Source organism: Halalkalibacter sp. AB-rgal2, assembly GCF_041821005.1.
Lineage (GTDB): Bacteria > Bacillota > Bacilli > Bacillales > Bacillaceae_D > Halalkalibacter.
Genome location: NZ_JBGUAV010000002.1, coordinates 249,429 through 275,972 on the forward strand (window position 1 = coordinate 249,429; position 26,544 = coordinate 275,972).

Here is a 26,544-nt window from a genome sequence, read left to right on the forward strand (position 1 = left end):
GATTCTACCTCATTTTATTCTGGATATAACATGTCATAGAGAACATCCATAGCTTCAATGACAGCTAAGTTACCTGTTGTTGGAAACAACTCTTCTTCTAAGTCATATACTCGATCGTCTTGGACTGCTTTAAAATGCTTCCAAATATCATTTGTTGCAAATTCTTCATCAAACATTTCAACAACCTCATCTGGCATTCCGTGAGCAGCTCGTAAAATGATATCTGGGTTTGCTTGTTGGAGATATTCTGTATTAGAAGCTAAATACTCGACATCCTCACCCTCAACAATATTTACTCCCCCAGCTCTCTTCACTAAGTCACCTATGTAAGAATGTTCAGTAGCAACTAAATAACTTCCAGGTACCCCCATTAAAATTAATACGGTTTGTTCCTCGTTACCTTGTGCTTTCTCTTCAATGACCTGAAACTGATCATGAATCGTTGAAATCAGCTCAGTCGCTTCTTCCTCTCTATTAAAACGTTCAGCGATAAATTGAATTTCTGAGAGCATCTCATCAACACTTTGAAAATTTAAAAAGGTTACAGGAAGATCCACAGCTTCAAATATATCTTCTAAATCTGTTTGTAATGTTGTTACAGACATAACATCAGTCGGCTGCAGTGACTTAACTAATTCCATATCTGGATTCATCGGATTTCCTACCTGCTGTACTCCATCATATCTTCCAGGAAGATCTTTATAGCTAGTTGGAATTCCAACTAAATCAATTTCCAATGCATCAAAAATTTCAGTTGCTGCAACAGTTGTGGAAACAATGCGATGCACCTCTTCGATCTGTTCATCTATTTCTTTGGACGCTGTCATCGTCTGATCAGATTTTGTGTGTTCTTCATTTGGTGGTTCTTCATTTGCGCAGCCAACAACCATAAGTAGTGTTGCTATCATTACAAACCATTTCATGTTTTTCACGATTCTTTCCACCTCTATTCATAAACCTTTGAAATGAAAGAGAGGCATTATCAAAAGAATGATTTTATTCTTTTGCAATACCTCCACTCTCTTAAGCTATCAAGCTTTCAATCTAACGCTTTTCAATAGATAATATGTTACAATGTTCCGAGACGATACTTACGGAAAAGCCAAATTCCTGACGTTAACATTAACAGTATCAACCCACCAATCATAGCTCTGTCTGCAGTTTTCGCGTTGGTTTCTTGATTTGTTGATGGATCATTCTTATCATTGTCGTGATCTTGCCCATCACGATTAATCGTTAAATCGTCAACATCCTTATTAGTTGAATTATTGTTATTGTTATTGTTATTGTTATGTTCGTTTTCTCCGTTCGTATCGTCTTCATTCGATGTATTCTCATCAAATACTTCCATACTCTCTAGGTCGAAGGCAATTTGAACCTCATATTTACCATCATATAAAAATGGTTCTTCAAAATAGACCTCTGTATACGCATGTAATAACTGCGATAAATCCTCTACTTCAAATTGTACGGTTCTCGTATTTTCACTTGAATCTTCTGAAACAACTTCTACATCAACATAGTTACCATTCTTTTCTGTTTGAAATACTTTAATCCAATCACTATGTGTTAAAGTCATTTCAACTGTTTGTGTATCTCCTTCGATCATTAGGTGAGCTGGCTTCACTGTATACTCATCCATGACAGAAATATCTGTTGTTTGATTTTTGTAAACAGTAAAGTCAATTGTATATGTGCCTTCATCAAACTCATCATCTTCGTTTTCGATCACACCATCATCATGATTGCCGTCTTCATTTTCATCTATTTCTTCTTCATTAGACTCTTCATTTTCTTCTTCATGATTTTGAACTAATTGTGCGGACTCCTCATCTAACACGATACGGAACGATTGGGTATTGCTATAGTTTGCTGCAGCTACATACATATCTACTTCTGCTGCTATCTCAGTTACCGCATTTATATCATACGTTACAACTCTTGATAGCTCTTCTTCATTCTCACTTTCTACTGTCCCACTTTTGAACTCTCCGTTATGCAGCAAGCGTACATCCGTTAATTCTTGTCCTTCTCTCTCTTGAATTTCAAGTGTTAAGGACACATTCTCTCCTGCTACTGAGAGAGTTGCGGGGTTCGTTAAATACCCTGCCATTGCTGATGCACGGTCTTCCGTTGCATGTAGAGCTTCAAAATCAATCGTATATGTCCCATCTGCTAATTGAAGGTCGTTTGCTTCATCACCTTCATTTTCATTTGATTCTTCTTCATTAGACTCTTCGTCTTCATTGCTCCCTTCATCTTCTTGAAGCAGTTGTGCGGACTCCTCATCTAATACGATACGGAATGATTGGGTATTGCTATAGTTTGCTGCAGCTACATACATATCTACTTCTGCTGCTATCTCAGCTACCGCATTTATATCATACGTTACAACTCTTGATAGCTCTTCTTCATTCTCACTTTCTACTGTCCCACTTTTGAACTCTCCGTTATGCAGCAAGCGTACATCCGTTAATTCTTGTCCTTCTCTCTCTTGAATTTCAAGTGTTAAGGACACATTCTCTCCTGCTACTGAGAGAGTTGCGGGGTTCGTTAAATACCCTGCCATTGCTGATGCACGGTCTTCCGTTGCATGTAGAGCTTCAAAATCAATCGTATATGTCCCATCTGCTAATTCAAGTGCAGGTACAGGCTCAGGTAACTCCTCTAATTCAACAACCTCAAGTGAATCTTCATCAAAAGTGATTTGAACAACATATTCATTGTCATAATTGATGAATGGAATAACTACATGTGTAAATACATCAAGCTTTGATGATAAATTGGTAACAGGGAAACGAACGACACGAGTATCCTCTTCCTCATTTTCTGAAATGACTTCCGCGTCTGTAAAAGTTCCGTTTATATCTGTTTGGAACACTTTAATCCAATCACTACTCGTAAGTGTCAAATCAACCGTTAATTCATCGTCACTGACATATAATGAAGCTGGCTTTTCAGTATATCCGTCCATAACAGAAGTTTCATCTGTTCCATCTTTTAAAACTGAAAAATGAATCTCGTACTCACCATTTTGAAGTGTTTGACCTTCAGTTTCAGCAACTGCGATCGAACTAAATGATGAGAAAATCAATAAAAATATTAAACTAAGAATGGTCAATTGTTTGAATTTTAATTTCATTATTTTTTAACTCCTTTATGGTCTTCCTAAAGCATGGACTCTTTTAACTAAAATGAAACCGAATACGATTGTAACGAGTACATATAACCAAATAAATGACTGATCACTCGTTTGTGGATTTGCTTCTTGATTCGTTGCTCCCCCTTGAGCTCCATTTTCATCGTCATCCTCTGTCTGAGCTACTGATCCATTATTTTCTTCTTGCTCACCTTCTGATTCGCTTTGTACACTTGCCGGATTGATTTGATTCAAATCAAAATCAAAACGAACTGTGTAGCTATGGTCATAATTGATGTCCTCTACAATAACATGAATGTGTGAGGCTAATGGACTTGATAGGTCATCAACGGGAAATTGTACAACTCGTTTATCGGCTGCATCGTCTGTTCGGATAACATTTACATCCTGATAGCTACCGCTTACCGGTGTCTTAAATTCAGTAATCCATGAGCTATGGTTTAGTGTCATCTCAAGTTTCATTTGTCCATTCTCAACATAGAGTGCTGCTGGTTTCTCCCAATAATCGTTTGCTATTGAAGCAGAATCATTATCAGCATGTAAAACCGTGTACCCAATCGTATATGTACCATCCTCAAGATCAGGAGATGCAAATACTTGGAACGGAATCATGAACAAAGCGATGAATGTAAGCAACAATAGTAGTTTCATAGAAATCTTTTTTAATGGCATTCTCTTTCTCCTTTTCCTCGATTGTTGCTATTGATTATTATTCTCAATAACACCTACAAAAAAAGTTCGCATTGCAGCATACGAATCCCGATATCGATTATTATTCTCAATTAGAAAGTATAAAAAATAACTTGCTTATGAAAATATGTGCTGTCACAATTCTACTTAATCTCACCCCTCCTCTACAAATACAAGCCTTCCTTTCGAACGATCACTTCCTCTCTAATATGTATTCGAATCTATATTAACGAACAATGAAAATTTTGTCAATCATAAACAATGATGATTTCATTATTTTCATGCTAAATTAAAACACTGATAAAGGGAAATAATACCTTCTCAGTGTTCACACAATGATATATTGAGCTTATTCATTTAACTCTTGAAGATCGAACGATATCACACGATTTGTTGTCGGATTATAATTGACTTTTGCTTGTACTCGTATTGATTCCTGAGGCGATTGTAACATTAATTCATAGGTTCTCCTAACATGAGATGTATCGATCGCTTCTTCCTCCATTAATTCCTCGTTGATTATTTGGTAGTTTGGAAAAGCACTTTGAACAATTCTTTGCAAATACGGGCTCCATGGATCCTCTTCTATAGGAGTTATTGACGTTATGTCTACAGGGATAAGACCTTCGTCCAATTGTGCTCCTAATGCTTCAAATGCTTGACGATGTAAATTAATTCGATTTGACGGGAAATTCGGTACTGTATCGACTATTATGACCGTTAACTCACGTTGGTTATTTCGATTACGAACTCTTAATGTATCTCCACATCGATAAGTTGATTGTTCACTTACTGCAGCTGTCATAGATTGATTCATAGTCCACGGTAAACCACATTGAGTTGTTGGCCCTCCATTTGTCCAAGTCGCATCACCTGAAATCGTTTGCTCCCTCCAACTATTGCTGAATTGATGCTGTGGTAGATGACGATATGGAGAATATGAATGTCTCATTGGTTCGTATTGAACAACTGGGTAAGCATAAGGATTGTAGCCATTTACATACACACTAAATTCCTCCTATCCTCACTTATGTCTTTCCACCATAGCCTATGTTCGTAGGAGCTTAACCTGTGACAGTTAAATGCAAAATATAAGTTTTAAATCATTAACCTAAAAAGAAAAATCAGCTTTTACGTAGCCACTAAAAATACAAATCAACTTTTTCAGTGGTACGATAAATCCACCCGTAGCAAACATTTCAAAATAGGCAACCGTTTCGTACATTTCTTAAAAGGGCACCGAAAAAGTTAAAAAACAAACTTTTTCAGTGCCCTTGCTTTTGCTACTTTTTCTCCGTCATTTATACCATTACTTTACACATGTCGTTCGTGAATTCTACTGGATCTTGAACAGGTAATCCCTCAATTAAAAGTGCTTGATTATATAGTAAATTCGTGTATAGCTTTAGTTTTTCCTCATCTTGCTCAAATGCCTTTTGTAATGAATGAAAGACATCATGATTAACATTGATTTCTAACACTTTATCCGCTTCAATATTTTGGTTATTATCGGGCATCGACTTTAATACTTTTTCCATTTCGATTGACAGTTCACCTTCAGTAGCAAAGCACACTGGATGCGTTCTTAGACGTTTTGAGACACGTACATCCTTTACTTTACTAGAAAGCAATGATTTCATTTTATCGAATAATTCTTTATGATTTTGCTCATTCTCTTCTGACTTATTTGACTCTTCATCTTCAATGCCTAGATCACCACTAGCAACGGATTTAAACTCTTTTTCTTTATAGCTCGCTAACATTTTAATCGCAAATTCATCCACATCTTCCGTAAAGTATAATACTTCATACCCTTTATCCTTCACAGCTTCTATTTGCGGTAATTTCTCAATCCGATCATAGGATTCACCTGTTGCATAATATATATATTTCTGCTCCTCAGGCATTCGTGAAACATACTCATCCAACGTCACCTGCTTTTTTTCTATAGAAGAATAGAACATTAATAAGTCCTGTAGCACTTCTTTATTTGCTCCATAATCCGAATATACGCCATATTTTAATTGTCGGCCAAATGACTCATAAAACTTCTCATACTTTTCACGATCATTTTTCAACAACGTTAGCAGCTGACTCTTAATTTTATTTTTTATATTTTTGGCAATGAGCTTTAATTGGCGATCATGCTGCAAAATTTCACGAGAAATATTGAGAGATAAATCCTCAGAGTCAACCATCCCTTTTACAAAACTAAAATAGTCTGGGAGTAAATCAGAGCATTTATCCATTATAAGCACACCACTTGAATATAACTCTAGCCCTTTTTCAAATTCTTTAGAGTAAAAATCAAATGGAATCGTTTCTGGAATATATAAAATTGAATGGTATCGAACAGCACCATCTACACTAATATGAATGTGCTTCAAAGGCTTATCAAAACCATAATGCTTCTCTTGATAAAAGTTTTCATAATCCTCATCAGTTAATTCGCTTTTATTTTTGCGCCAAATTGGAACCATGCTATTAACCGTTTTTTCTTCTGAATACTCTTCCCATTCATCTTCACTATCTTCTTTTTTATGTCGTTCAATAATGTCCATTTTAATTGGGTAACGGATAAAATCAGAATATTTCTTAATAATTGACTTTAAACGATACTCTTCAAGAAACTCATCGTAATTTTCTTCCTCTGTATTTTCTTTAATCGTTAACGTAATAACTGTCCCGATTGAATCTTTTTCCGCTGGCGCAATTGTGTAACCATCTACACCGTCTGATTCCCATTTGTAAGCTTGATCACTATCAATTGATTTACTAATGACCGTTAATTTATCAGCTACCATGAAGGCCGAATAAAACCCAACACCAAACTGACCAATAATATCATGGCCATCTTTAATTTCGTTTTCACTTTTAAATGCTAAAGAACCACTCTTAGCAATCGTTCCTAAATGAGTCTCAAGCTCATCCTCAGTCATACCAATTCCAGTATCCGTTACTGTTAATGTTCGTTCGTCTTTATTAAATTCAACCTTTATGTAATAATCTTCCTGTTCAAATCGAATAGATTCATCCGTTAATGCTTTATAATACATCTTATCAATAGCATCACTTGCGTTCGAAATTAATTCCCGAAGAAAAATTTCTTTTTGCGTGTAAATAGAATTAATCATCATTTCTAACAGACGTTTTGATTCTGCTTGAAACTGTTTCTTTGCCATTATTCATTACCCCTTTCAGTTGTCTATTAGCACTCGAATACATAGAGTGCTAACACTAATGTTTTTTTACCATATTTTCGCTTACACGTCAACGTCTTCACTCGGATAAGAATGTAAAATCTCACTTCTACTAGAAAGAGTTTCACCTTTTAAAGAAGCTGAAAGATACGCAAAATCCTGCTGGATGAAAGGGAGTCCACTTCGAATTTTTACGTATCTTTGGTTGGACTATCAATGGCTTCACACGTTGCGCGCTTGATACAAGAAGCCCACTCGCATCAAGCTTTCAAAACAGACAGCGGTTTCGAACATTGCTTAAGGGACACCAAAAAAGTTGAGAACCAAACTTTTTCAGTGCCCTTGCGTAGCATGAGGAAGTTTTAGCTTTCCGCGAAAGGCGAAGTATATTTTATGATAGGACAAAGTTTTTATTGAATTGATATTCCTTTTTACTCTTTTGATCAAGCAAAGTGATTTTCAATTGAAATTGTGTGTGTTGTTGGCGGTCAAATATAAGATTATGCATTTCCTTTGCTGATCTAGCTAATCTTCCTTTAAGTACAGAAACCCCTAATGACTGACTATTTTGATTCTTTAGTTCTACTCTTAGTGTATATAAATGAGAATAGTGATCAGAATTGTATAATGATGTTTGTACAATTATTTGATCATCCTGCTCCGGATCGATTCGAATAGTTGGTTTTATTTTAATAACATCTTCATCTTCTAATTTCGCTTTTATGTTCTGAACTGAAACATCACCCTTAACCTCAACTTCATTCATTTTACAATAGCCTGCTTTCAAATACATTTTGAATTTCCTTTGTTCCTGATTCTCGGTAGAAACGATTTCATATTCCTCATCACCTATTACTAATTTTATAGATCCAATACCAACCGTATTTAATTCCATTTCATACGCCCCATCCTTTTCAACGAATAGATCAACAGATTTATAAAAATGAAAAACTTTATCTATTTTTTCTAATCTACCTGGAATGATATAAGAATCAATAGAGTGACGATTTGCTTGAATTGTATCTATTTTCCCTCCGTAATAGCTTTCAGGTGGTCCTAAATAACTTTTTTTAAGCCCACCTGTGTCAATGACAAGTTTTTGAAGAACAACGATTGGGTCAACCATCCATATTTTAAGCGTATGATACCCCATCTTTTCAATGCAGTGGGTTGTTGTGCTTTTTCTAACATTAACTATTACACTTTGAGCCCAATCCCCTTCATCAAATCCCGTATCTTTGTACTTTATCGCATCGACAATCTGTATTGGCTGATCATCAAATGAAATTCCAAATCGTAAACCTTGGTCTGAAATGAAATTTAACGTAGGCGCAATGAATGTGTGAACGTCTAATTTCCCAGGGTTCGTTAAATAAACTTGATATTCTAAACAAGGTGAATTGTGAGGAGGATGCACACTTGGTGTAGTTACAGGAAAGACAGCCATAGATGATAATGTCCGTCCATAATCAGGGATCACATCCCAACGCGCTTCCTGACTATCTATTTTATTCGTGTAATGCTCCGCTTCAATCGAAATATACCCATCTGTTTCCATAAACCCAACAAGTGACTCACGATTCGGCTCAATTGGATTAAATAGAGTTACGCGTAATTGAACAGCAGAACCTTCTGAACCTGTTACCGTTATAAATGACTCTACATCGTGACCTTTTGGTGCATTCTCCCAATCAATATCTACGACTATTTTCTTTTCCTGGATAATGACTCCTTCTTCGGAATCGATTTTTAGCCAGTTTACGTTGGCTTTTACATTGTACAAAAACGGAGCTGTACCTTTGTTATAAATATCAATCACACGACATTGCCTCGTAAAGGAATTAAAGTGAAGAGCATCGTAATCAGCAATCCCCATTTCCCCTTCCATTTGGGGTTTCATTCGTTTTACAGTCGGCATCGTATTTTGTTCAGGCTGTTGCCAATACGTATACCCTATATGTGTTTGATCCATCATATGATTCCATTTACCGAGAGACGTTCTTTTATTGTAATCAAAGGACAATAAGTGATCCTGTTCAAACAATAACTCCGCTTCTCTTGCTGCAATGTTAGTCGCAATTCGCTCTTGCTTCGCGTATAATTTACTGATCTCAGCTTTAATATGCAGCTCTAGAACTTGTTTAGAAGCCTTCGTCGGATATAAGACAATTTGAAAGAATGGATCCTTTAACGATTCTGGTAGCTTTTCATAAATTTGTTCAGCTAAGTCGGTTATTTCCTGAAAATCCTCCATTACCCTTTCTGCTTCATCATAGTTTAGCAGACTATATAGCTCTACATTGTTTAATTGTTCTGGCTTTAACCGTCCATTAAACTTTGAGTATCGATTAATAATATAAGCAATATCATCTGCATACTCCTCTCCAAAATGTCTCTTCACCCACTCAACACTATATTCCCAACTGTAATCTCGATTAAAATCATTCATATTCCATGCCATGCGTAGGAAATATTCGAGTTGAAATTCCATTGGTTTTAGATCACCAACATTTAATATCCAAATTTGATTAGCTCCATAATGATACGCTTTATGCATTTGCTCCCAAATCTTTTGAAGTGGAACAGAGTTCACCCATTTATACGATCGAGGACCACCTACATAATCCAAATGATAATAAATACCTGCTCCACCTTTTCGTTGCCGTTCCTCTTCTGTAGGAACGCGGCGCAAATTACCAAAGTTATCATCAGCCCATAATAACGTTATGTCATCTGGAACTCGCATTCCATTCTCATAATAATCTTGAACTTCTTTATAAAGAGCCCACAACTGAGGTACTTTAGTAACATCTTCATTCATATGTTCAGCAATCATCTTTCTTTGATCAGCTACAATTTTTTGTAACAATTCAATTTTCCCTTGGAAAGAAAGATCTCCTCCCATAGCTTCATCTCCATCACCACGCATCCCTAGTGTTACAACGCTCTCATAGTGCTTGCTTCTTTTGATACCTTCCTCCCAAAATTGATAAAGATATTCTTCATTCAATGCATAATCCCAAGGGCCTTTATTATGTACTTTCCAATCACCATGAGGCCTGAGCATTGGTTCATGATGAGATGTTCCCATCACAACCCCATAATAATCAGCGATTTCAGCATTAAGTGGGTCATCTTCATAAAACGTATTGTCCCACATTGCCGGCCAGTGATAATTTGCTTTTAAGCGTAAGGTTAATTCAAAAATTTTCTCGTAAAACTCATGTGTGAAATCTATGTAATTTGTGCGCACCCATTCCATTAACGAAGGACCTTCATCGTTTAGAAAAATACCACGGTACTTAACAGATGGTTCTCCTTGTTTATGTACTCCTTTCTTTACATATATTGTTTCATGCTTAACAATAGGCATATCAGCCCACCAATACCAAGGGGAAACACCCATTTTCTCAGAAAAGTCATATATTCCAAATATGGTCCCACGTTTGTCGCTTCCTGCAATAACCAATGCTTGATCCACGTTAGGAAATGGATTGTCAATTGTTTGAATGACAAATGACTCCCATTTACCAACTAAATCCTGACAATTAAGCTTTTCTGCAGCTATTAATTGATCAATGACATCATTTTTCCCCATTGTACCAATGATTACTACTTTTCCAAACAATTCAGCTTCTTCTTCAACTCTAATAGGATAAACAGAGTTTACTTTTTCCACATCAACTTGCCAATCAGCTGTAGCTCTTATGACTCCTGGATAATCATTTTCAGACAGAAGCACGGATATCTTTTCTTCTCTCGAGATAATCTTCACATTATTAGAAGATGACTCGTATTCAATATAGGATTGCCCAAACATACACTACACTCCTCTTTTTTCTTGATAACGGTTACATTTTACTAAAGATTTCAACGCTACAACCTTGCTTTCTAGAAATTCTTCAATTTATACAGTAAAAGTTTTAATTCTCTAAGTAAAAGAGGAATTCCACTAGCCTACTTTCATATCCATTATAAGTCAAATAGTTTATACCTAGATAAGCTCAATACTATTACTTATTTTAGGGAAGTTAAAAAAACAACTCTACTAGAATGAGAACTCGCTCCCTGTAGGCAGCCACAAACCTAACTCGCTACGCTAGTGGATTTCTACTAGCCCTATCCTGTGGCCACTGAAAAAGTGCTCGTTTACTTCGGACTTGAAAGGGAGCTTTGCCCTCGCTCCCGGGATGGGGCACGCTTTCCGCAGGCGGGCGTTGAACGAACCGGCTGCGCCGGTGGATTTCAATCTGCCCTTCCCCTGAGGCCGCTGAAAAAGTGAAAATCACACTTTTTCAGCGGCCTCCCTTCACCTTCATGCCAAGAGGAAAACTTTTCCTATGTCTCATCGTAAGCGCTAAAAATAACCATCTATCATAATATTTTTTCAGATAAATGGTTATTTTCGTTTATTCTTTTAAAGTAGCCTGGATCTTTGAGACTAGCATGTATAGATAACGATATCTGGAAAATCGGTCCGCAGATTCCCGAGGAAAGCCAAGTATCTTTCAGGAGCGATTTATGTACACCGTTCTATATTTTTTCGATTTTCATTTACCAAAACACCTTTGTCCTAGCCTCATCATTTATTTTAGAAAATGGTCAATTCCTTTTAGCTCAAGTTTTGTTATCATATCCATTGCTCGATTACGATCAATATCAAGGTACGCTTCTTCTAATTGACATTCTATCGGTACTTCACAATGTATGGCCGCTAATTTATAACAAATATCAATCATTTCATGATCTGCTTCAATTTTTTTTCGTTGAGCTGGTGTTAATGAAGCGACTTGTTCTTTAATTCCCTCAACATGATCGTATTTTAATAATAATTGCAGAGCGGTTTTCTCTCCAATCCCCTTCACTCCAGGATAGTTATCACTCGTATCCCCCATTAATGCTTTTAACTCAATTAATTGTATCGGTGCGATGCCTTTCTCTAAAATGAAAGATTCCTTTGTATACGTGTGATAATTACCGTATCCTTTTTTTAACAATACGACCGAGACATGGTCATCTAGTAGCTGTAGAATATCTTGATCTCCTGTTAATATGAGCACATCATTTTCTTCTTTCAACTGTTTTGCCAATGTTCCAATACAATCATCTGCTTCATATCCTTCTAAGCCAATGTTTGGAATCGTTAATTCTGACATGACTTCTTTTATTAATTCAAACTGAGGAATTAATTCCAATGGAGGCTCTCCACGATTTGCTTTATAAGGCTCATAAATTTCCGATCGGAATGTTTTACTTCCCATATCCCAACAACAGATCACATGAGTTGGACTAAATTCATTAATGGCCATAAACAAATGCTTCAGACTTCCATGAATAGCATTTGTTGGTGTCCCTTGACTATTAATCATATAATATCCTGACATTGCTGTTGCAAAAAATGACCTAAATAAAAGAGCCATTCCATCCACAAGCATTACTTTTGGTCTCATCTCATTTCTCCTTCTTTTTAATTTAAGCAAAATAATGCTCTAAGGATTATATTAACCCTTAGAGCATTGTCCTTTACTCTAGTCAACATCATCAACGACTGGCCACCATTGGAATCCATCCTTAGATAGTAAATCATCAGAAGCCTGTGGCCCCATCGTTCCTGATTCATAAATAGCTAAATCACTGTGACCATTTGACCAAGATTGGGAAATGGTATCGATATACGTCCAAGATAAGTCAACCTCATCCCAATGGGCAAAGTTTGTTGCATCTCCTAGCATACAATCATAAATTAATCGTTCATATGCTTCTGGAGTATTAGTTGACGCATCGCTATCATTGCTGTATGTTAATTCCACTGGAATAGATCTTCCAGAGCTCCCTACTTTTTTCCCATTCAAATGCAATGTAATCCCCTCATCTGGTTGGATATTAATTTCAAGTAGGTTCGCTTTCAATTCATCATTTTCACTATAGTATAGTTTCATTGGACGATTTTTAAATTCAATGACAATTTTCGTTGACTTCGCCTTCATTCGTTTTCCTGTTCGAATATAAAATGGTACACCTGCCCAACGATGATTATCAATAAGAAGCTTAGCTGCGACAAATGTTTCCGTATTTGAATCAGGATCAACATTCTTTTCACTACGATAACCTGTTACTTCTTTTCCATTAACTTTACCAGGTCCGTACTGTCCACGTACAACGTAATCTTGAATTTGATCAAGTGATAGTTTGCGTAAAGCACGGAATACCTTAATCTTCTCACTACGAATTTCGTTAGTCGTTAAACGAATCGGCGGATCCATTGCAAGAAGTGAAACCATTTGAAGCATATGATTTTGTACCATGTCACGCAATGCGCCAGAGTGCTCATAATAGCCACCACGATCCTCAACACCAAGCACTTCACTTGAAGTGACTTGTACATTAGATATGTACTGATTGTTCCACAATGGTTCAAAGATCGCATTCGCAAAGCGAATCACTTCAATATTTTGCACCATCTCTTTGCCCAAATAATGATCGATTCGATATATTTCATTTTCAGAGAACGCTTCTCTTATTTCATTATTTAATTTCTGAGCAGATGGTAAATCATGACCAAATGGTTTTTCAATCATTAATCTTGTCCAACCATTCGTGTTCGTTACTTTTTCTTGCTTCAAATTAACGGCAATCGTGCCAAAATATTGCGGTGACATAGCCATATAGAAAATACGGTTACCTGGTATGTTGTATTTCACTTCAAGTTTTGAAAGCATTAAATCTAACTTTTGATACGATTCTTTATTTGTTACGTCAAATGCTAAATAATAAAAATGAGAACTAAACTCTTCCACTAACTTCGGATCTTCATCCTTTAAAGATTCACTAATCACTTCTCGTAACGTTTCATCAGACCACTGTCTACGAGCGACTCCAACTACTGCAAATTCATTTGAGATTTTGCCAGCTTTAAAAAGCCTGAAAATGGATGGGAAAAGCTTTCTTTTCGCTAAATCTCCTGTCGCTCCAAAAATAACCATTGTCGTTTTAGGGTAATTTGATTCCATTATTTTGCCTCTCTTTTTCTTTAGGACTCTTTTTGATCTGTATTTAAATGTATCGCACTTTACTATGAAAAATCAACTATTCTGATTTTTCATATTCCACTTCATACCCTTAATAACCAAGCTCACATATAGATTATCAATGATTTAATCATAATTATACGGTCTTTCCTCCACCCTTCTGTTAAAAATCATTCTATTTGTCATGATTAAGTTTTTTTATGTCTAAGAATTCATTATTATTCAAAAAATGATAAACCGACTAACGTGAATAGTCAAGAGATTTCTGAAAATTTATACTTTTACTCTTTCTGACAACGCCAAATAGCACTGGTCATTTTAGAACGAAATTTCGTTACCAATTTCACGTGCTGTTCTAGTATATCCCATGATTCCTTATCGATCTCATCTGTTAGTTGAAAATCACTAACACTATATTGAGTTCCATCTAGTGATTCTTCTTCAATATGAGTAAACCCCGATTCTTGAAGGATATTGAACCAATCAATTTTTTGATTAAATTGCTTAAATCGATAAAAACTTTGTAATTGTATTAACTCCTCGTCTGTCATTTGTTCAGTTATGATCATTTCATGCAGGATGAACCTTCCTCCTTTTTTTAAAACACGAAAGCATTCAGAAATAGCCTGCTTATCAGCAAAAGCTAAAACTGACTCTGAGAACACAAAGTCAAACGTCTCATCTCGAAATGGCATTGATTCAACTGAAGCATGTATAGCTTCAATAGATTGATTTTCCAATTGGAATCTTTCCTTTGCACTCAGGAGCATTTCCTCATCTTGATCAATAACAGTTATATTACTATGACTTCTATTATAAATAAATGAAGCACTCACACCTGTACCACACCCAATTTCTAACACCGAATTCTCTTTAGATATCGATTCTTTTCCCACTAGTCTTTTTGTACTATTTATACCCCCTGGATGTGCACTATTAATCGAGATTTTTTTTAACAAATCGTGATAATTCATCGTATCCTCCTCTAACTTTTTCATTTATATATAACCAAAGGCTTTTGTACATTTCACATGACAAATAGGCTTACTCACAAGCAATGTGACAGCTGTGTAATAGGATACATGGAGACACTTACTTGAAAGGGGAAACGATCATGTCCTATTATGAAATGTGTTGTAAATATAAAGGTCAACGAGTTTGCATTACTGATAAATGCGGAAGAAAACATGTCGGTACCATTACGCATGTCACAAACACCCATGTCTTTATTCAACCTGATAGCTCTGAATTTGGTGGATTCAATTATGGTTACTGGGGATGGGGAGGCTATCCAATTGCTTTCGGCTTTATAGCAGGACTCGCGCTAGCATCATTGTTTTTCTGGTAAAATAAACGGATGTTGGACTGTTTTAATAGCAGGGGACATGGCTAACAATAACCGCTACTTTCCCTTAAAGGAGAAAATTACTCCTTTAAGGGTTTTAACAACCGTAGCGACTTCACACAATGTTTTGATCTGTCTAAAATAAGTCAGATTCATTGATTGTCATCAATTAAAATCCATAACCACCATAACCATATGACGGAGAACCACCATATTCAGTACCTAACCAGCTTGCACCAACGATCACAAGCAATATAAATAAAACAACGATTAACGCAAAACCGCCAGAATAACCTGAAGTGCTCATTTAAATCCTCCTTCATTCTTTGTTAAAGCATCCCTGCTTCACACTCACTAACGTATGAAGAAATAGCTTTTTCTGATTGGGCGAAAGTTAAAAGAGAATGGTATGTTTTCGTCATTAAAAGAGCTTGTGTTAATCTATATGAAGCGAAACAAAAAGAGATTTCCAGAAAATCATAATGATTCTTTCGGAAATCCCTTTTGGAGTATGCAATTGATTCATTACCGTGTTTGAATAAACATTTGCACCCATGCACTATGATAAAATCCTACCCCAATTGCGTCATATTCCGGCTTAAGAATATTTTCTCGGTGGCCAGGAGAATTCATCCAGTCTTGCATTACTTGCTCAGGTGTCGTTTGACCTTTAGCGATATTTTCTCCTGCGGTTCGGTAACTAATACCAAATGAACGGAGCATATCGAATGGTGAGCCGTAGTTAGGGCTAGTATGAGAAAAATAATTTGAGTTAATTAAATCCTCTGCTTTTTTATGGGCGACATGTTTTAGGTCTTGCCTATGCTGTAATGAACGCAAACCGACTTTTGCTCGTTCTTGATTGACTAATGCAACCACTTGATCCTCAAACGTACTATGATGCGATGCTTCTGGCTTTAAACGAATGACTTCTCCCACATGCATATTTAAAGGCTCTACATCAGGATTCAATCTCATTAGCTCACGATAGTCTAAACCATAACGTTGTGCAATAAACCAAAAACTGTCTCCACTCGAAACTTTATAATGTGAGAAAGGTGGTTCATTAAATGTCTGCATTTCTGCATTAGCAAAGCAAGGAAGGCAAATGACAAAAGCCATTGCGACTAAAAAACTCAGGCGTAATCTTTTCATGTAAGGATCCCTCCACTAGAAGTCTTTTCTTCCTTAGTTTGCCTTCCTCATCTAAATCAATACATAGCGATTACCTTCGATTAAAGCTTTTCATTCGCAACAAATATATGGACAAATTCAACATATAAAGTTCTAATAGTTAACTATCAAATTCAAAAATTATTGGAGAAAAGGAATGAGCATTTGTTTTTGCTAAAACTATGTTGATCGAGCCTCTTTTTTTTAATAAACCCCTCTTATATGTTGATGAACTTCTTCTTTGTAGAACGAGCTAAGCTTTTCAATTTCTTGTTTTGTAAATGGGGAAACGTTAATGGCTTTAAGGTTATCCTCAATTTGCTTGACCGTTTTAAATCCAGGGATTGCACAAGTTATTCCCTCTTGATCGAGAATCCATCTTAGGGCTGCTTGTGTTAATGAACCTCGCCCTTCCTTCATCCAATTAACTTTTTCACTTAACTCTACACCTTTTTCAAACGGAAGACCTGAAAAGGTTTCCCCAACATTAAATGCGGTACCATCGCGATTAAAATGACGATGATCATCACTTGAAAATGATGAATCTTTTGAAAACTTCCCTGTCAATAACCCACTTGCTAATGGAACCCTAGCTAATATCCCAATTTGCTTTTCAATAGCTTTTGGTAATAATTGTTCTAATGGCTTTTGACGTAATACATTAAAAATGACTTGTAATGCCCTCACATTCGAATAGTTTTCCATACAATACAAGCCTTCTTCAACCGTTTCAACACTTACACCATAATAACGAATCTTCCCTTCTTGTTGTAATTCATCTAATACTTGAAAGACACTACCTTCTTTTATGATCTCAAAAGGAGGACAGTGGACTTGAAACAGATCAATTCGCTCCCTCTCTAATCGTTTTAGGCTTGCTTCACAATAGGCACGAACCTGTTCAGGCGAATACGTATTAATGTCATGAATATCACCGGAGCGACAAAACTTTGTAGCGATATAAATATCATTCTCTTTACCTTTTGTTGCTTTAGCGATTAACTCTTCACTATGTCCATCACCATATACGTCTGCTGTATCAAAAAAATTAACGCCCAAGTCGATCGCTCGATGTAATCCTTGTATCGCTTCTTGATCGTCAGATTGTCCCCAAGCACCACCAATCGCCCAGGTCCCAAAGCTTAATTCACTTATCTTTAAATCCGTACTACCTAATTGTTTATACTTCATCATTTGCCTCCCTCTATAAAACGAAATCGCTTTCTTTTTTTACTATACATGACGTATTAAGTCATTGTCATGTATAAAGATCTTTGTTTTTTGGTAACAAAGGACTGAGCGTATCTTCATAATATAATGTTAAAGAATGCATTGCTCTTGTACAGGCTGTATAGAGTAGGTTTCGTTCCTTTTCTTCTGAATAAGAAAGTAGAGATGCATCATAAATAATGACACAATCATATTCCATCCCTTTTGCTAAGTACACGGGAATCACTTGAATCGAGCTTTTTATTTCTGACGTATCTTTCTTTACATAGGTAATATCTAAATCACTGCTTAGTTGATGGTAAGCTAAATACGTTTGCTCATCAGATTTACAAATAATTGCAACCTTTCCTTTATGCTCTCTCTGTAAACGATTTGCTTCTTGAATGATTCTTTGACGACGTTCTTCCTCATTCTTTACTTGAATAAGCATTGGCTTTACACCAGAACGATTAAAGGGAATAATTCCTGAGTCAATGATTTCACTAGCAAGATCAATAATTTGTCTAGTAGAACGATAACTTTTGGTTAACGAGTATGATTCTACTTTTTCTGAAAATGATGTTTCGTGAAACAACTGAAACGAATCCATGCGATAGGAATGAGCATAAATTGATTGATGAAGATCACCTAATATGGTAAATCGAGCCTTTGGAAATAATTTTATTAGATATGCAAATTGAAATGGTGAGTAATCCTGTGCCTCATCTACAAACACATGCCTCATTGTCATATTAACTTCAAAGCCCTCAATCATACTTCTCAAATAAAGGAATGGTGTCATATCCTCATAGACCAACTTCCGTTTTTTTAATCGAGCAACAGTCGTCTCAATCATTTCATTAAAATATAAATATTGTGGGAAAAATTTAGGGTTTAACGATTTTAAATACTGTTCATATAACAAAGGAAAATTAATAAATGCGAACTGACGAATCATCGCACGTATTGGCTTTAATTTTCTCTTAACGATTAACGCACGTAGCAATGACTCCTCTCGAACAGAATCTACATAGCCATCACTTTCACGTTCGATACGTTCATAAACCGTTTGAATGACACTATCAGAAAGCTGTTCAATCTCATCTAATACCCAATTTCGCTTTCGTTCTTCCTTTTCAAAGATATCTAAGTGCTTCAAAAGAGTCTCAATTAATAGCTCTAGTCGATTAGGAATCGATAATGATGAATCGGTTTTATCAAAATGTTCACTAATCCATTTCGATTGAAATAGAACCTCCCCGCGAAAATAAACATGATGAAATGGTAATCCAACTGATCGTAATGTATGAATAAATCGGTCCATTTCCTTCATGAATGTGTATGATGATTTCATGTCAATAGATTCTAGTCTTTGAAGATAATCGTTTTCATCCTTCTTCGTTAAAACATATTCAAGTTGGTCATAGGGGTCTTCTATCTTCCAGCGTTTTCCTAACCGATGATGTAAATACGCTTGAAATGTCGTTTGTTGCATATTTTCCTCACCGAGCTCTGGCAATACTTCTGACACATATTGATTGAACAAAGCATTTGGTGAAAATAAGATAACTTGGTCAGCATTTATCTGTTCACGATAGCGATATAGAAGATAAGCGACACGTTGCATTGCAACCGATGTTTTGCCACTGCCTGCTACACCATTCACAATCAAAATTTTACTTCTCTCATTACGAATGATTTGATTTTGTTCCTGCTGAATCGTGGATACGATACTTTTCATTTGCGCAGATGATTGACTTCCCAATACTTCCTGTAAGACATCATCTCCAATCGTCATTCCTGTTTCAAAGACATGTCTAACTGTCCCTTGTCTAATAAGCATTTGTTTCTTTAAAGTTATCTCTCCCGTAACCTTCTCTAAAGGGGTTTCATAGAATGCTTCACCAGGACCAAAATCATAATACATACTTGCTATAGGGGCACGCCAATCATAGATGTAAAAATCATAGCCTTCTTCATTCGTAAGTGAAGCAATCCCAATATAAATTTGACCCACATCAGACTCACCTTTTTCGACAAAATCAATGCGCCCAAAATATGGTGAATCCTTTAAACGTTCCAGCTTTTTTAATTGACTCGTATCATGCATTTGTGAACGTTCACGTTCCGATAATAATTCTGCTTGTTGTTTGATACTGGAAAACGTTTCAGCAGCCTCTTCATCATTATCCAGGTTTACAGTAACATCCTCCCAAAAATTCTTTTTTATAAAGGTTACATCGTTACCTCTTGTTGCAATTTGACCTTCTAATTGATTCATGTGTTGTTCTATATATGCAATCACTTTATTTACTCTTTTTTGCTCATATACTATGTCTGTCTGACTAATATTCATTTAGACACGTCACTCCTTATTAACCGGTAGCTTTCATTATCATATATCACACCTGTAAAATCTATACCTTAGTGAGCATTTTACTAAACAAAGAGAAAGTTTAAATCCATTTAACTTCATCATTTCTAAAAAAAGAAGCTAGGACAAGCGGTGCAAATAAACCGCTCCTGAAATATACTTCGCTTTCCGCGGAAAGCGTGCCCCCTATCCCGGGAGCAGATTCGATGAGACTTACCATGACGATGCTCTTTAATCACAATGAGCCTGTCGACTGTCTCGCAATAGCGAGACAGTCGACAGGCTTAAGGATTCTAGCAATATAACGCTTGCTAACTCTCTTTTTTTATACCGATTATTTAAATGTTTGGATGAACCAACGCTTACTCTCTTCAACCTCATCGCGTGTCAGTTGATGGCCACCTTCCTGCCAAAAGCTTGTGACATTAGCGTGGGAACCTTGTAGTAATGTAATCAGCTCTTCGGTTTCCGCTGCCGGAATTAGCGGATCTTGTTTACCAGCACCTATAAAAATAGAGCTGTTAGACAAATCAGGTAGTGTTAATCCTTTAAGAGGTACCATCGCATGATATAAAATTGCCCCTTTTAACGCATTTTCGTAATGAAACAGTAAGCTTGCAGCAATATTTGCCCCATTGGAATAACCAATAGCAACGACTTTCTGTGCATCAAAACCGTATTCATCAGCTTTCTCTTTCACAAATGAATATAGTTCTTTCGTTCGAAAGATTAAATCCTCTTCATCAAACACTCCTTCAGCTACTCTTCTAAAAAAACGAGGCATACCATTTTCCAACACATTCCCTCTAACACTTAATATATTCGCTTCAGAGTCAATTAAAGCAGCAATCGGTAACAGGTCCTCTTCGTTTCCTCCAGTTCCATGCAACAATAAAAAGGTCAATCCGTTACTACCTTTTCCTTCTCGGAATAGATACTTCATAAAGCATTCTCCTAACGTTTCGTATTTAATGGCTTAATCGTTGCTTCAATTTGTTCTCGTTGACTCTCTAAGTACGGAGGGAGGGCTAACGTTTCACCTAACGTTTCAAAAGATTCATCCCCCTCAAACCCAGGACCGTCCGTTGCTAATTCGAATAAGATGCCGTTCGGTTCACGAAAATATAAAGAACGGAAGTAATAACGTTCCACAAAGCCTGAACTAGGTAGTCGAAGTTGTTTCAAGCGTTCAACCCACTTTTTTAATTCCTCTTCACTTTCAACACGAAAAGCTACATGGTGAACACTTCCACGCCCTGGGCGTTCACGCGGCAAATCAGAACGCTCTTCTACATGCACTTCCGCACCTGAGCCCCCTTCACCCGTTTCAAAAACGCGAATATCCTTTTGACCTTCAACTGGTGACGGATATGATCGTGTTTCTCGGTAGCCCATGACATCCGTTAATATCATTGCTGTATGCTCGAATGTTGAGACTGTTAATTGCACTGGCCCTAATCCTAAAATCGCATAGCTTTCAGGTACAGGACTTTCTTCCCAAGGAGTCCCTCCTGCAACACCACTGTTCGTTTCATCTGATACTAACTGCAAGCGTTGCCCTTCAAAATCCTCAAATTTCAATGTCTTTCTTCCTGTATAATTTTCTACCTCATCATGAGTAATATTAAATTGTTCGAAACGATCCTTCCAGTAGGAGAGAGACTCATCTGAAGGTACTCGTAAGCTCGTTAATGAGATACTATTCGTACCACGATGTGTTTGTCCAGCATAAGGTAACTCAAAAAATGTTAAATCAGTTCCTGGATTTCCTCGTTCATCGGCATAAAACAAATGATATACTGACGTATCATCTTGATTCACCGTTTTCTTAACTAACCTCATACCCATTATGTCTGTATAGAAACGATAGTTTTTTTCTGCTTGTCCAGTGATAGCTGAAACATGGTGTTGACCTTTTAATGGTTTTAATTCCATCAGTATTCACTCCTAGTATTTATTTCATTCGGTTATTCATTCTTTAGTGTAGTCTCATTCCATACATATATTGTACAAATTTTTTATTTCAATGTAAAGTATTTCGATATCGAAATTTATTTACGCAGAAGGAGTCTGGAACAAAACGAAAGTGATTAACTAAGAATCCGAACATTGGGCGACACATATATTGGTTCGGACGTTCATTTATCAAACTCTTTTGCCCAGCCTCTCCATTATGATCAATTATTTTTTTTCAATTTGTTCAATTAGTGTGATTAAATCATTTAGGTGCGTAATTTCATAAGAAGGAGTGACTTCGTTACGTTCTTTTTCGTGTCGGTTAATCCAAACTGAAGGAATTCCTACTCGATTCGCTCCTAAAATATCCGTCATTAAGTTATCTCCTACCATTATTGCTTCATTCTTTTGAGCATTTACTCGTGCAAGTGCATGTTCAAAAATGGATGGATCTGGTTTGCCTTTACCGAAGCCACCAGAAATAATAATTTCATCAAAATATGGAGCAATCTCTGGTGTAATAGATAATTTCGTTTGCTGTAAATCAGGCGATCCGTTCGTTAGTAATAATAGCTTATATGAGCCTTTCAATTTATCTAACACTGAAAAAGTTTCTTCGTAAACGAAAGGGTGTTTACGACGTTCCTCTGGAAAACGTTCGGCAAGCTTCTGTCCAAGTTTTGGTTTATCTATCCCCAACGATTTCAAACCGTTCGTCCACGCATCCCTTCGATAGGCTGGGACAATTTCACTCATCTTTTTAAAATGTTCATGATCATCTAAAAAGTTCCCCCATAAGCCTTCAAAAGGGTTAATTCCAATCATTTGAGTAAACTCATGCGTTTCGTATGAAGAATATAACTTTCTTGCTTCTTCTCTAACAGCCTCTTCTAATGCTTTTGCATTGACACCGTATTGATCTTGCGCTACCTTACACGTCTCTTCAAACGCCTTTGCAACACTTTTTTGATCCCAAAGAAGCGTATCATCTAAGTCAAAAAAAATCGCCTTTAACATCCTTGCTCCCCCTAGCTACTTCATCATTAATATTCTACATATAGATTACCGTTTGGTTCAGAAGATGTAAACCGTTTTTCTTTTACACGCCAATAGTGTTATTGCAAGCTTTAGTCTTATTGATCCCAATCTATTTCATCATTTATATCGTTACTCTTATACATGCACAACCCATCCAAACGGATCCTCTTCTTTACCCGTTTGAATACTTGTTAAAGTTGTATATAGCTTTTGCGCTAAATGACCCGTTTCACGATTATTAATCACCATTTGACGGTCATTCCATTTCAATTCTCCAACCGGAGAGATGACCGCAGCAGTACCTGTACCAAATGCCTCCTCAAGTTCTCCACGCTCGTATGCTGCAAATAGCTCATCGATAGAGATTTGGCGTTCGTTCACAACTATTCCCCATCTGTGTAATAGTTCAATAATAGATTTACGTGTAATCCCTTCAAGAATACTCCCATTTAACTTAGGTGTAACAACTTCTCCATTTATCTTAAAAAAGACATTCATACTTCCAACTTCCTCAATATATTTCTTTTCAATCCCATCTAGCCATAACACTTGAGAGTAGCCTTCTTCTGTTGCCTTCTCTTGAGCTTTGTATGCTGCAGAGTAATTCCCTGCTGTTTTGGCTGTGCCCGTTCCTCCTTTTACAGCACGTGTGTAATTTTCCTCCACATGTATCCCGACTGGTTTGATCCCCTCTTTATAATAGGAACCAACTGGAGATAAAATCATCATACATGTGTACGTTTTTGAAGGGGCTAAACTTAAATTAGATTCGGTCGAGATAATAAATGGACGTATATATAACGAATAGCCCGCTTCTTTTGGAATCCACTCTTTATCTACCTTAAGTAACTGTTTTAAGTATTCAATCATCTCATCTACATGAACCTTTGGCATGCTCAAGCGCTCACTAGATCGATTGAGCCTTTTGAAATTTTCTTCCGGTCGAAACATCAAAACTTGATCATCCGAAGTACGATAAGCTTTTAAGCCTTCAAACACAGTTTGTCCGTAATGAAAAATCATCGCAGCAGGGTCTAAAGTAATTGGGTTATATGGAACAATCCGAGGATTAAACCAACCTTTTCCATCTTTATAATCCATGACAAACATATGATCTGAATAGTGTCGACCAAATACTAGTTCATCTGTTTTAGGGATTTCTTTTCTTGTATCTGCTTGTTCAATATGTAATTCTTTCATCTTTTTCTCCTTTCAAATCACCATGTTCTTATTTTATAAATAAAAAGCAATGAATACAATGACAATCTTCAACTACTGTAAATGAGCTCTATTTGATTAAAAGAAACCTTATATGTATAATTAAAAAGAAAATATTTCATGTAAACGCAATCAATAAAAAGTTGGAGGAACGAGATGCAACTCGATATTTCAAACAAATCATTGCCCGTCTTTGAAGCTCTTGCAAGTAATGTACGCCTTTCTATTATTCAAATTCTATCAAAGAAATCTTCAAATATACGAGAATTAGCTGAAGCAGTTGGGTTAAGTAGTGCTATTATGACGATGCATATTAAGAAGCTTGAAAAAGCAGGAATTATCCGCACTGAAATGGTACCTGGTCGAGCAGGTATACAAAAGCTATGTATCTTAAATGTAGATGAAATTGATATTATTTTTCCAGTTAAGCAAAGTCAATCTCTTGCTTTTCATCAAACAACACTATCAGTCGGACATTTCACTGATTTTTCGATCGAGCCTACTTGTGGCCTTGCTACTGAAAAAATGATCATTGGACAATTTGACGATATTCGATATTTTTTAGACCCTGAACGTTTTAATGCCAAAATTCTTTGGTTTGGAAAAGGATTTATTGAATACAAAGCACCCAATTTCCTTTTATCAAATGAAACACCGAAAGCATTAGAAATATCAATGGAACTTTCGTCTGAAGCACCTTTAACGAATGAACATTGGCCTTCTGACATTTCCTTCATTTTTAATGGAATTGAGCTTGGAACTTGGACAAGCCCTGGTGATTTCGGTGATAGCCTAGGCAAGTATACACCAGACTGGTGGCCAAGAGTCATAAATCAATACGGATTATTGAAATGTATTCGAGTAACTGAAAACGGAACATTTCTTGATGGGATAAAATTATCAGGCTACTCGATTAATGACATCGATATTGAAGCAAAACAGTGGACGTTTAGAATTGCTATTCATGATGATGCAGAACATATTGGTGGAGTAACACTTTTTGGATCAGGATTTGGAAATTACAACCAAGATATTCTATTCCGATTATTTTACGAAAAGGATTTAGAAGAAGTCCTGCCTGAATAAGTAAAAACGAATCATCTCATTTGTTAAAGAATTTGTTTTCTCTACATGAAGGTAGCTTCCCACAGGATACCAGTCTCCTGTGGGAAGCGAGGTATACTGTCTAATTCGTCAAATTTCCAACGACTAGCACACTGAAAAGACTTAACTTTCTATATTATCTTAAAGTTCTTTTAACTCTGGAAAGTGTTCGTACACGCGTTCAAGAGGTATGGCTAATCCATAACCAGCTTCACTTCCGATTGTTCGTGCGTACACAACGCCCACAACTTCCCCTTCTTTCGATAATACTGGACTCCCACTATGACCAGGTAAAATAGTGTTTGTAATCTTCATACGTTGGTATGTACCCTCTGAGCTTTCAATTTCCCCTTCATTCACAATAGAAGATTGTAATCCGGGGTTCCCAATCACGTATATTTCCTCATGCTCTGTAGCTCCATACTCTCTTAACGATAAAAATGGTAGTTGATCTCCTTCTACTTTTAACAATGCGAGATCTGGCGTTTCAATTGACTTGATTACTTCTGCTTCGTACACTTCTCCATTTGGTAAGCTCACATAAAACGGCTCATTTTGTTCAATCACATGATGATTTGTTAGCATGTACCCATCAGGAGATATGATAAACCCTGTTCCCCGGCTGTCGCTTCCAACAATGACTGCTACAGCCTCCTTATAGGATTCCATATGTTCAATCGTGCTCAACTCTTCCGAAACTCGCGCTAATTCTCTTGATTGAGGTGAAAATAAATCGAGCCATATATTAAATATTTGAGCGACTAACAATAAAGCAACGAATAATCCAATGAATTGAAAAAGGCGTTTCCTACGTTTCTTTCCTTTTTTCTCTTCTTCTGTTTCTTGTTCTTCCATCAGAAAATCTTCAGCGGATGGCTCTTCAAATGAATCTTCACCTGACTTATCCAATTTCTTCATCTACTGCTCACCTACTCTTCTTTGTAGCTTCATCACTTTATTTTATCAAAAAAAAAGCGATAACGTAAATCTGTAGACGGTTTGATTGTTTGCTATGTGGCATTTACTATATAATAGAATAAGTTAGTAAG

19 protein-coding genes and 1 pseudogene are annotated in these 26,544 nt (G+C 36.5%); 2 read left to right on the forward strand and 18 right to left on the reverse strand.

Annotated elements, in window-relative coordinates; genetic code table 11:
* Positions 1–14 precede the first annotated feature (14 nt).
* From isdE to ACERJO_RS02800, 9 genes are all read right to left on the reverse strand, one after another.
* Positions 15–932 (reverse strand): heme ABC transporter substrate-binding protein IsdE, encoded by a 918-nt coding sequence (isdE, locus tag ACERJO_RS02760; protein ID WP_373646473.1) that lies wholly within the window; start codon positions 930–932, stop codon positions 15–17.
* A gap of 137 nt (positions 933–1,069) precedes the next feature.
* The gene (locus ACERJO_RS02765) at positions 1,070–3,142 is read right to left on the reverse strand and encodes an NEAT domain-containing protein (RefSeq protein WP_373646474.1); all 2,073 of its coding nucleotides are present in this window, start codon (positions 3,140–3,142) and stop codon (positions 1,070–1,072) included.
* Positions 3,143–3,157: 15 nt separating this feature from the next.
* Positions 3,158–3,832 (reverse strand): heme uptake protein IsdC, encoded by a 675-nt coding sequence (isdC, locus tag ACERJO_RS02770; RefSeq protein ID WP_373646475.1) that lies wholly within the window; start codon positions 3,830–3,832, stop codon positions 3,158–3,160.
* 367 nt (positions 3,833–4,199) lie between these two features.
* Positions 4,200–4,856: an RlpA-like double-psi beta-barrel domain-containing protein gene (locus ACERJO_RS02775; protein WP_373646476.1), complete on the reverse strand. Its 657-nt coding sequence runs from the start codon at positions 4,854–4,856 to the stop codon at positions 4,200–4,202.
* A 295-nt stretch (positions 4,857–5,151) separates the two neighbouring features.
* Positions 5,152–7,032, reverse strand: coding sequence for a molecular chaperone HtpG (gene htpG / locus ACERJO_RS02780; RefSeq protein WP_373646477.1), 1,881 nt, complete (start codon positions 7,030–7,032; stop codon positions 5,152–5,154).
* 409 nt (positions 7,033–7,441) lie between these two features.
* A complete protein-coding gene (locus ACERJO_RS02785; RefSeq protein ID WP_373646478.1) occupies positions 7,442–10,870 on the reverse strand; it encodes a glycosyl hydrolase 115 family protein in 3,429 nt (1,142 codons plus the stop codon).
* 766 nt (positions 10,871–11,636) lie between these two features.
* Positions 11,637–12,500, reverse strand: a complete 864-nt coding sequence (locus ACERJO_RS02790; RefSeq protein WP_247105450.1) for a 5'-3' exonuclease — start codon at positions 12,498–12,500, stop codon at positions 11,637–11,639.
* A 78-nt stretch (positions 12,501–12,578) separates the two neighbouring features.
* Positions 12,579–14,060: a glucose-6-phosphate dehydrogenase gene (gene zwf / locus ACERJO_RS02795; protein WP_247105449.1), complete on the reverse strand. Its 1,482-nt coding sequence runs from the start codon at positions 14,058–14,060 to the stop codon at positions 12,579–12,581.
* Positions 14,061–14,359: 299 nt separating this feature from the next.
* Positions 14,360–15,052, reverse strand: a complete 693-nt coding sequence (locus ACERJO_RS02800) for a class I SAM-dependent methyltransferase (RefSeq protein ID WP_373646479.1) — start codon at positions 15,050–15,052, stop codon at positions 14,360–14,362.
* A 140-nt stretch (positions 15,053–15,192) separates the two neighbouring features.
* Between ACERJO_RS02800 and ACERJO_RS02805 the strand changes: the two genes are divergently transcribed.
* Positions 15,193–15,426 (forward strand): hypothetical protein, encoded by a 234-nt coding sequence (locus ACERJO_RS02805; RefSeq protein ID WP_252120741.1) that lies wholly within the window; start codon positions 15,193–15,195, stop codon positions 15,424–15,426.
* A gap of 229 nt (positions 15,427–15,655) precedes the next feature.
* Here ACERJO_RS02805 and ACERJO_RS02810 read toward each other — a convergent pair.
* The 8 genes and pseudogenes from ACERJO_RS02810 to ACERJO_RS02845 all read right to left on the reverse strand — a co-directional run.
* Positions 15,656–15,730 (reverse strand): annotated as a pseudogene (locus ACERJO_RS02810) (YjcZ family sporulation protein); the annotation flags it as partial.
* Positions 15,731–15,948: 218 nt separating this feature from the next.
* Positions 15,949–16,578 carry a CAP domain-containing protein gene (locus ACERJO_RS02815; RefSeq protein ID WP_373646480.1) on the reverse strand — a complete coding sequence of 210 codons (630 nt, stop codon included), beginning with the start codon at positions 16,576–16,578 and terminating at the stop codon, positions 15,949–15,951.
* 222 nt (positions 16,579–16,800) lie between these two features.
* Positions 16,801–17,787 carry an aldo/keto reductase gene (locus ACERJO_RS02820; RefSeq protein ID WP_373646481.1) on the reverse strand — a complete coding sequence of 329 codons (987 nt, stop codon included), beginning with the start codon at positions 17,785–17,787 and terminating at the stop codon, positions 16,801–16,803.
* 67 nt (positions 17,788–17,854) lie between these two features.
* The gene (helD, locus tag ACERJO_RS02825) at positions 17,855–20,161 is read right to left on the reverse strand and encodes an RNA polymerase recycling motor HelD (protein ID WP_373646482.1); all 2,307 of its coding nucleotides are present in this window, start codon (positions 20,159–20,161) and stop codon (positions 17,855–17,857) included.
* A gap of 352 nt (positions 20,162–20,513) precedes the next feature.
* On the reverse strand, positions 20,514–21,122 hold the full coding sequence (locus ACERJO_RS02830) for an alpha/beta hydrolase (RefSeq protein WP_373646483.1): 609 nt from the start codon (positions 21,120–21,122) through the stop codon (positions 20,514–20,516).
* Positions 21,123–21,133: 11 nt separating this feature from the next.
* Positions 21,134–22,114 (reverse strand): ring-cleaving dioxygenase, encoded by a 981-nt coding sequence (locus tag ACERJO_RS02835; protein WP_247105442.1) that lies wholly within the window; start codon positions 22,112–22,114, stop codon positions 21,134–21,136.
* Between the two features lie 246 nt (positions 22,115–22,360).
* Positions 22,361–23,152 (reverse strand): HAD family hydrolase, encoded by a 792-nt coding sequence (locus ACERJO_RS02840; protein ID WP_373646484.1) that lies wholly within the window; start codon positions 23,150–23,152, stop codon positions 22,361–22,363.
* 156 nt (positions 23,153–23,308) lie between these two features.
* Positions 23,309–24,373: a branched-chain amino acid aminotransferase gene (locus tag ACERJO_RS02845; RefSeq protein WP_373646485.1), complete on the reverse strand. Its 1,065-nt coding sequence runs from the start codon at positions 24,371–24,373 to the stop codon at positions 23,309–23,311.
* A gap of 174 nt (positions 24,374–24,547) precedes the next feature.
* Here ACERJO_RS02845 and ACERJO_RS02850 point away from each other — a divergent pair, with 174 nt between their 5' ends.
* Entirely contained in the window at positions 24,548–25,477 is a 930-nt protein-coding gene (locus ACERJO_RS02850; protein WP_247105439.1) for an ArsR/SmtB family transcription factor, read from the forward strand.
* A 159-nt stretch (positions 25,478–25,636) separates the two neighbouring features.
* Here the strand turns inward: ACERJO_RS02850 and ACERJO_RS02855 are convergent, their stop codons facing one another.
* Positions 25,637–26,413, reverse strand: a complete 777-nt coding sequence (locus ACERJO_RS02855) for a S1C family serine protease (RefSeq protein WP_247105438.1) — start codon at positions 26,411–26,413, stop codon at positions 25,637–25,639.
* Positions 26,414–26,544 lie beyond the last annotated feature (131 nt).

Coding starts and splice junctions, on each gene's coding strand:
- ACERJO_RS02830 (WP_373646483.1), bottom strand. CDS start 21,122: ATGAAGTATCTATTCCGAGAAGGAAAAGGTAGTAACGGATTGACCTTT.
- ACERJO_RS02840 (WP_373646484.1), bottom strand. CDS start 23,152: ATGTTAAAGGCGATTTTTTTTGACTTAGATGATACGCTTCTTTGGGAT.
- ACERJO_RS02820 (WP_373646481.1), bottom strand. CDS start 17,787: ATGAAGTATAAACAATTAGGTAGTACGGATTTAAAGATAAGTGAATTA.
- ACERJO_RS02815 (WP_373646480.1), bottom strand. CDS start 16,578: ATGAAAAGATTACGCCTGAGTTTTTTAGTCGCAATGGCTTTTGTCATT.
- ACERJO_RS02805 (WP_252120741.1), top strand. CDS start 15,193: ATGTCCTATTATGAAATGTGTTGTAAATATAAAGGTCAACGAGTTTGC.
- ACERJO_RS02845 (WP_373646485.1), bottom strand. CDS start 24,373: ATGAAAGAATTACATATTGAACAAGCAGATACAAGAAAAGAAATCCCT.
- ACERJO_RS02785 (WP_373646478.1), bottom strand. CDS start 10,870: ATGTTTGGGCAATCCTATATTGAATACGAGTCATCTTCTAATAATGTG.
- ACERJO_RS02850 (WP_247105439.1), top strand. CDS start 24,548: ATGCAACTCGATATTTCAAACAAATCATTGCCCGTCTTTGAAGCTCTT.
- isdC (WP_373646475.1), bottom strand. CDS start 3,832: ATGCCATTAAAAAAGATTTCTATGAAACTACTATTGTTGCTTACATTC.
- ACERJO_RS02835 (WP_247105442.1), bottom strand. CDS start 22,114: ATGGAATTAAAACCATTAAAAGGTCAACACCATGTTTCAGCTATCACT.
- helD (WP_373646482.1), bottom strand. CDS start 20,161: ATGAATATTAGTCAGACAGACATAGTATATGAGCAAAAAAGAGTAAAT.
- zwf (WP_247105449.1), bottom strand. CDS start 14,060: ATGGAATCAAATTACCCTAAAACGACAATGGTTATTTTTGGAGCGACA.
- htpG (WP_373646477.1), bottom strand. CDS start 7,032: ATGGCAAAGAAACAGTTTCAAGCAGAATCAAAACGTCTGTTAGAAATG.
- ACERJO_RS02855 (WP_247105438.1), bottom strand. CDS start 26,413: ATGAAGAAATTGGATAAGTCAGGTGAAGATTCATTTGAAGAGCCATCC.
- ACERJO_RS02790 (WP_247105450.1), bottom strand. CDS start 12,500: ATGAGACCAAAAGTAATGCTTGTGGATGGAATGGCTCTTTTATTTAGG.
- ACERJO_RS02800 (WP_373646479.1), bottom strand. CDS start 15,052: ATGAATTATCACGATTTGTTAAAAAAAATCTCGATTAATAGTGCACAT.
- ACERJO_RS02765 (WP_373646474.1), bottom strand. CDS start 3,142: ATGAAATTAAAATTCAAACAATTGACCATTCTTAGTTTAATATTTTTA.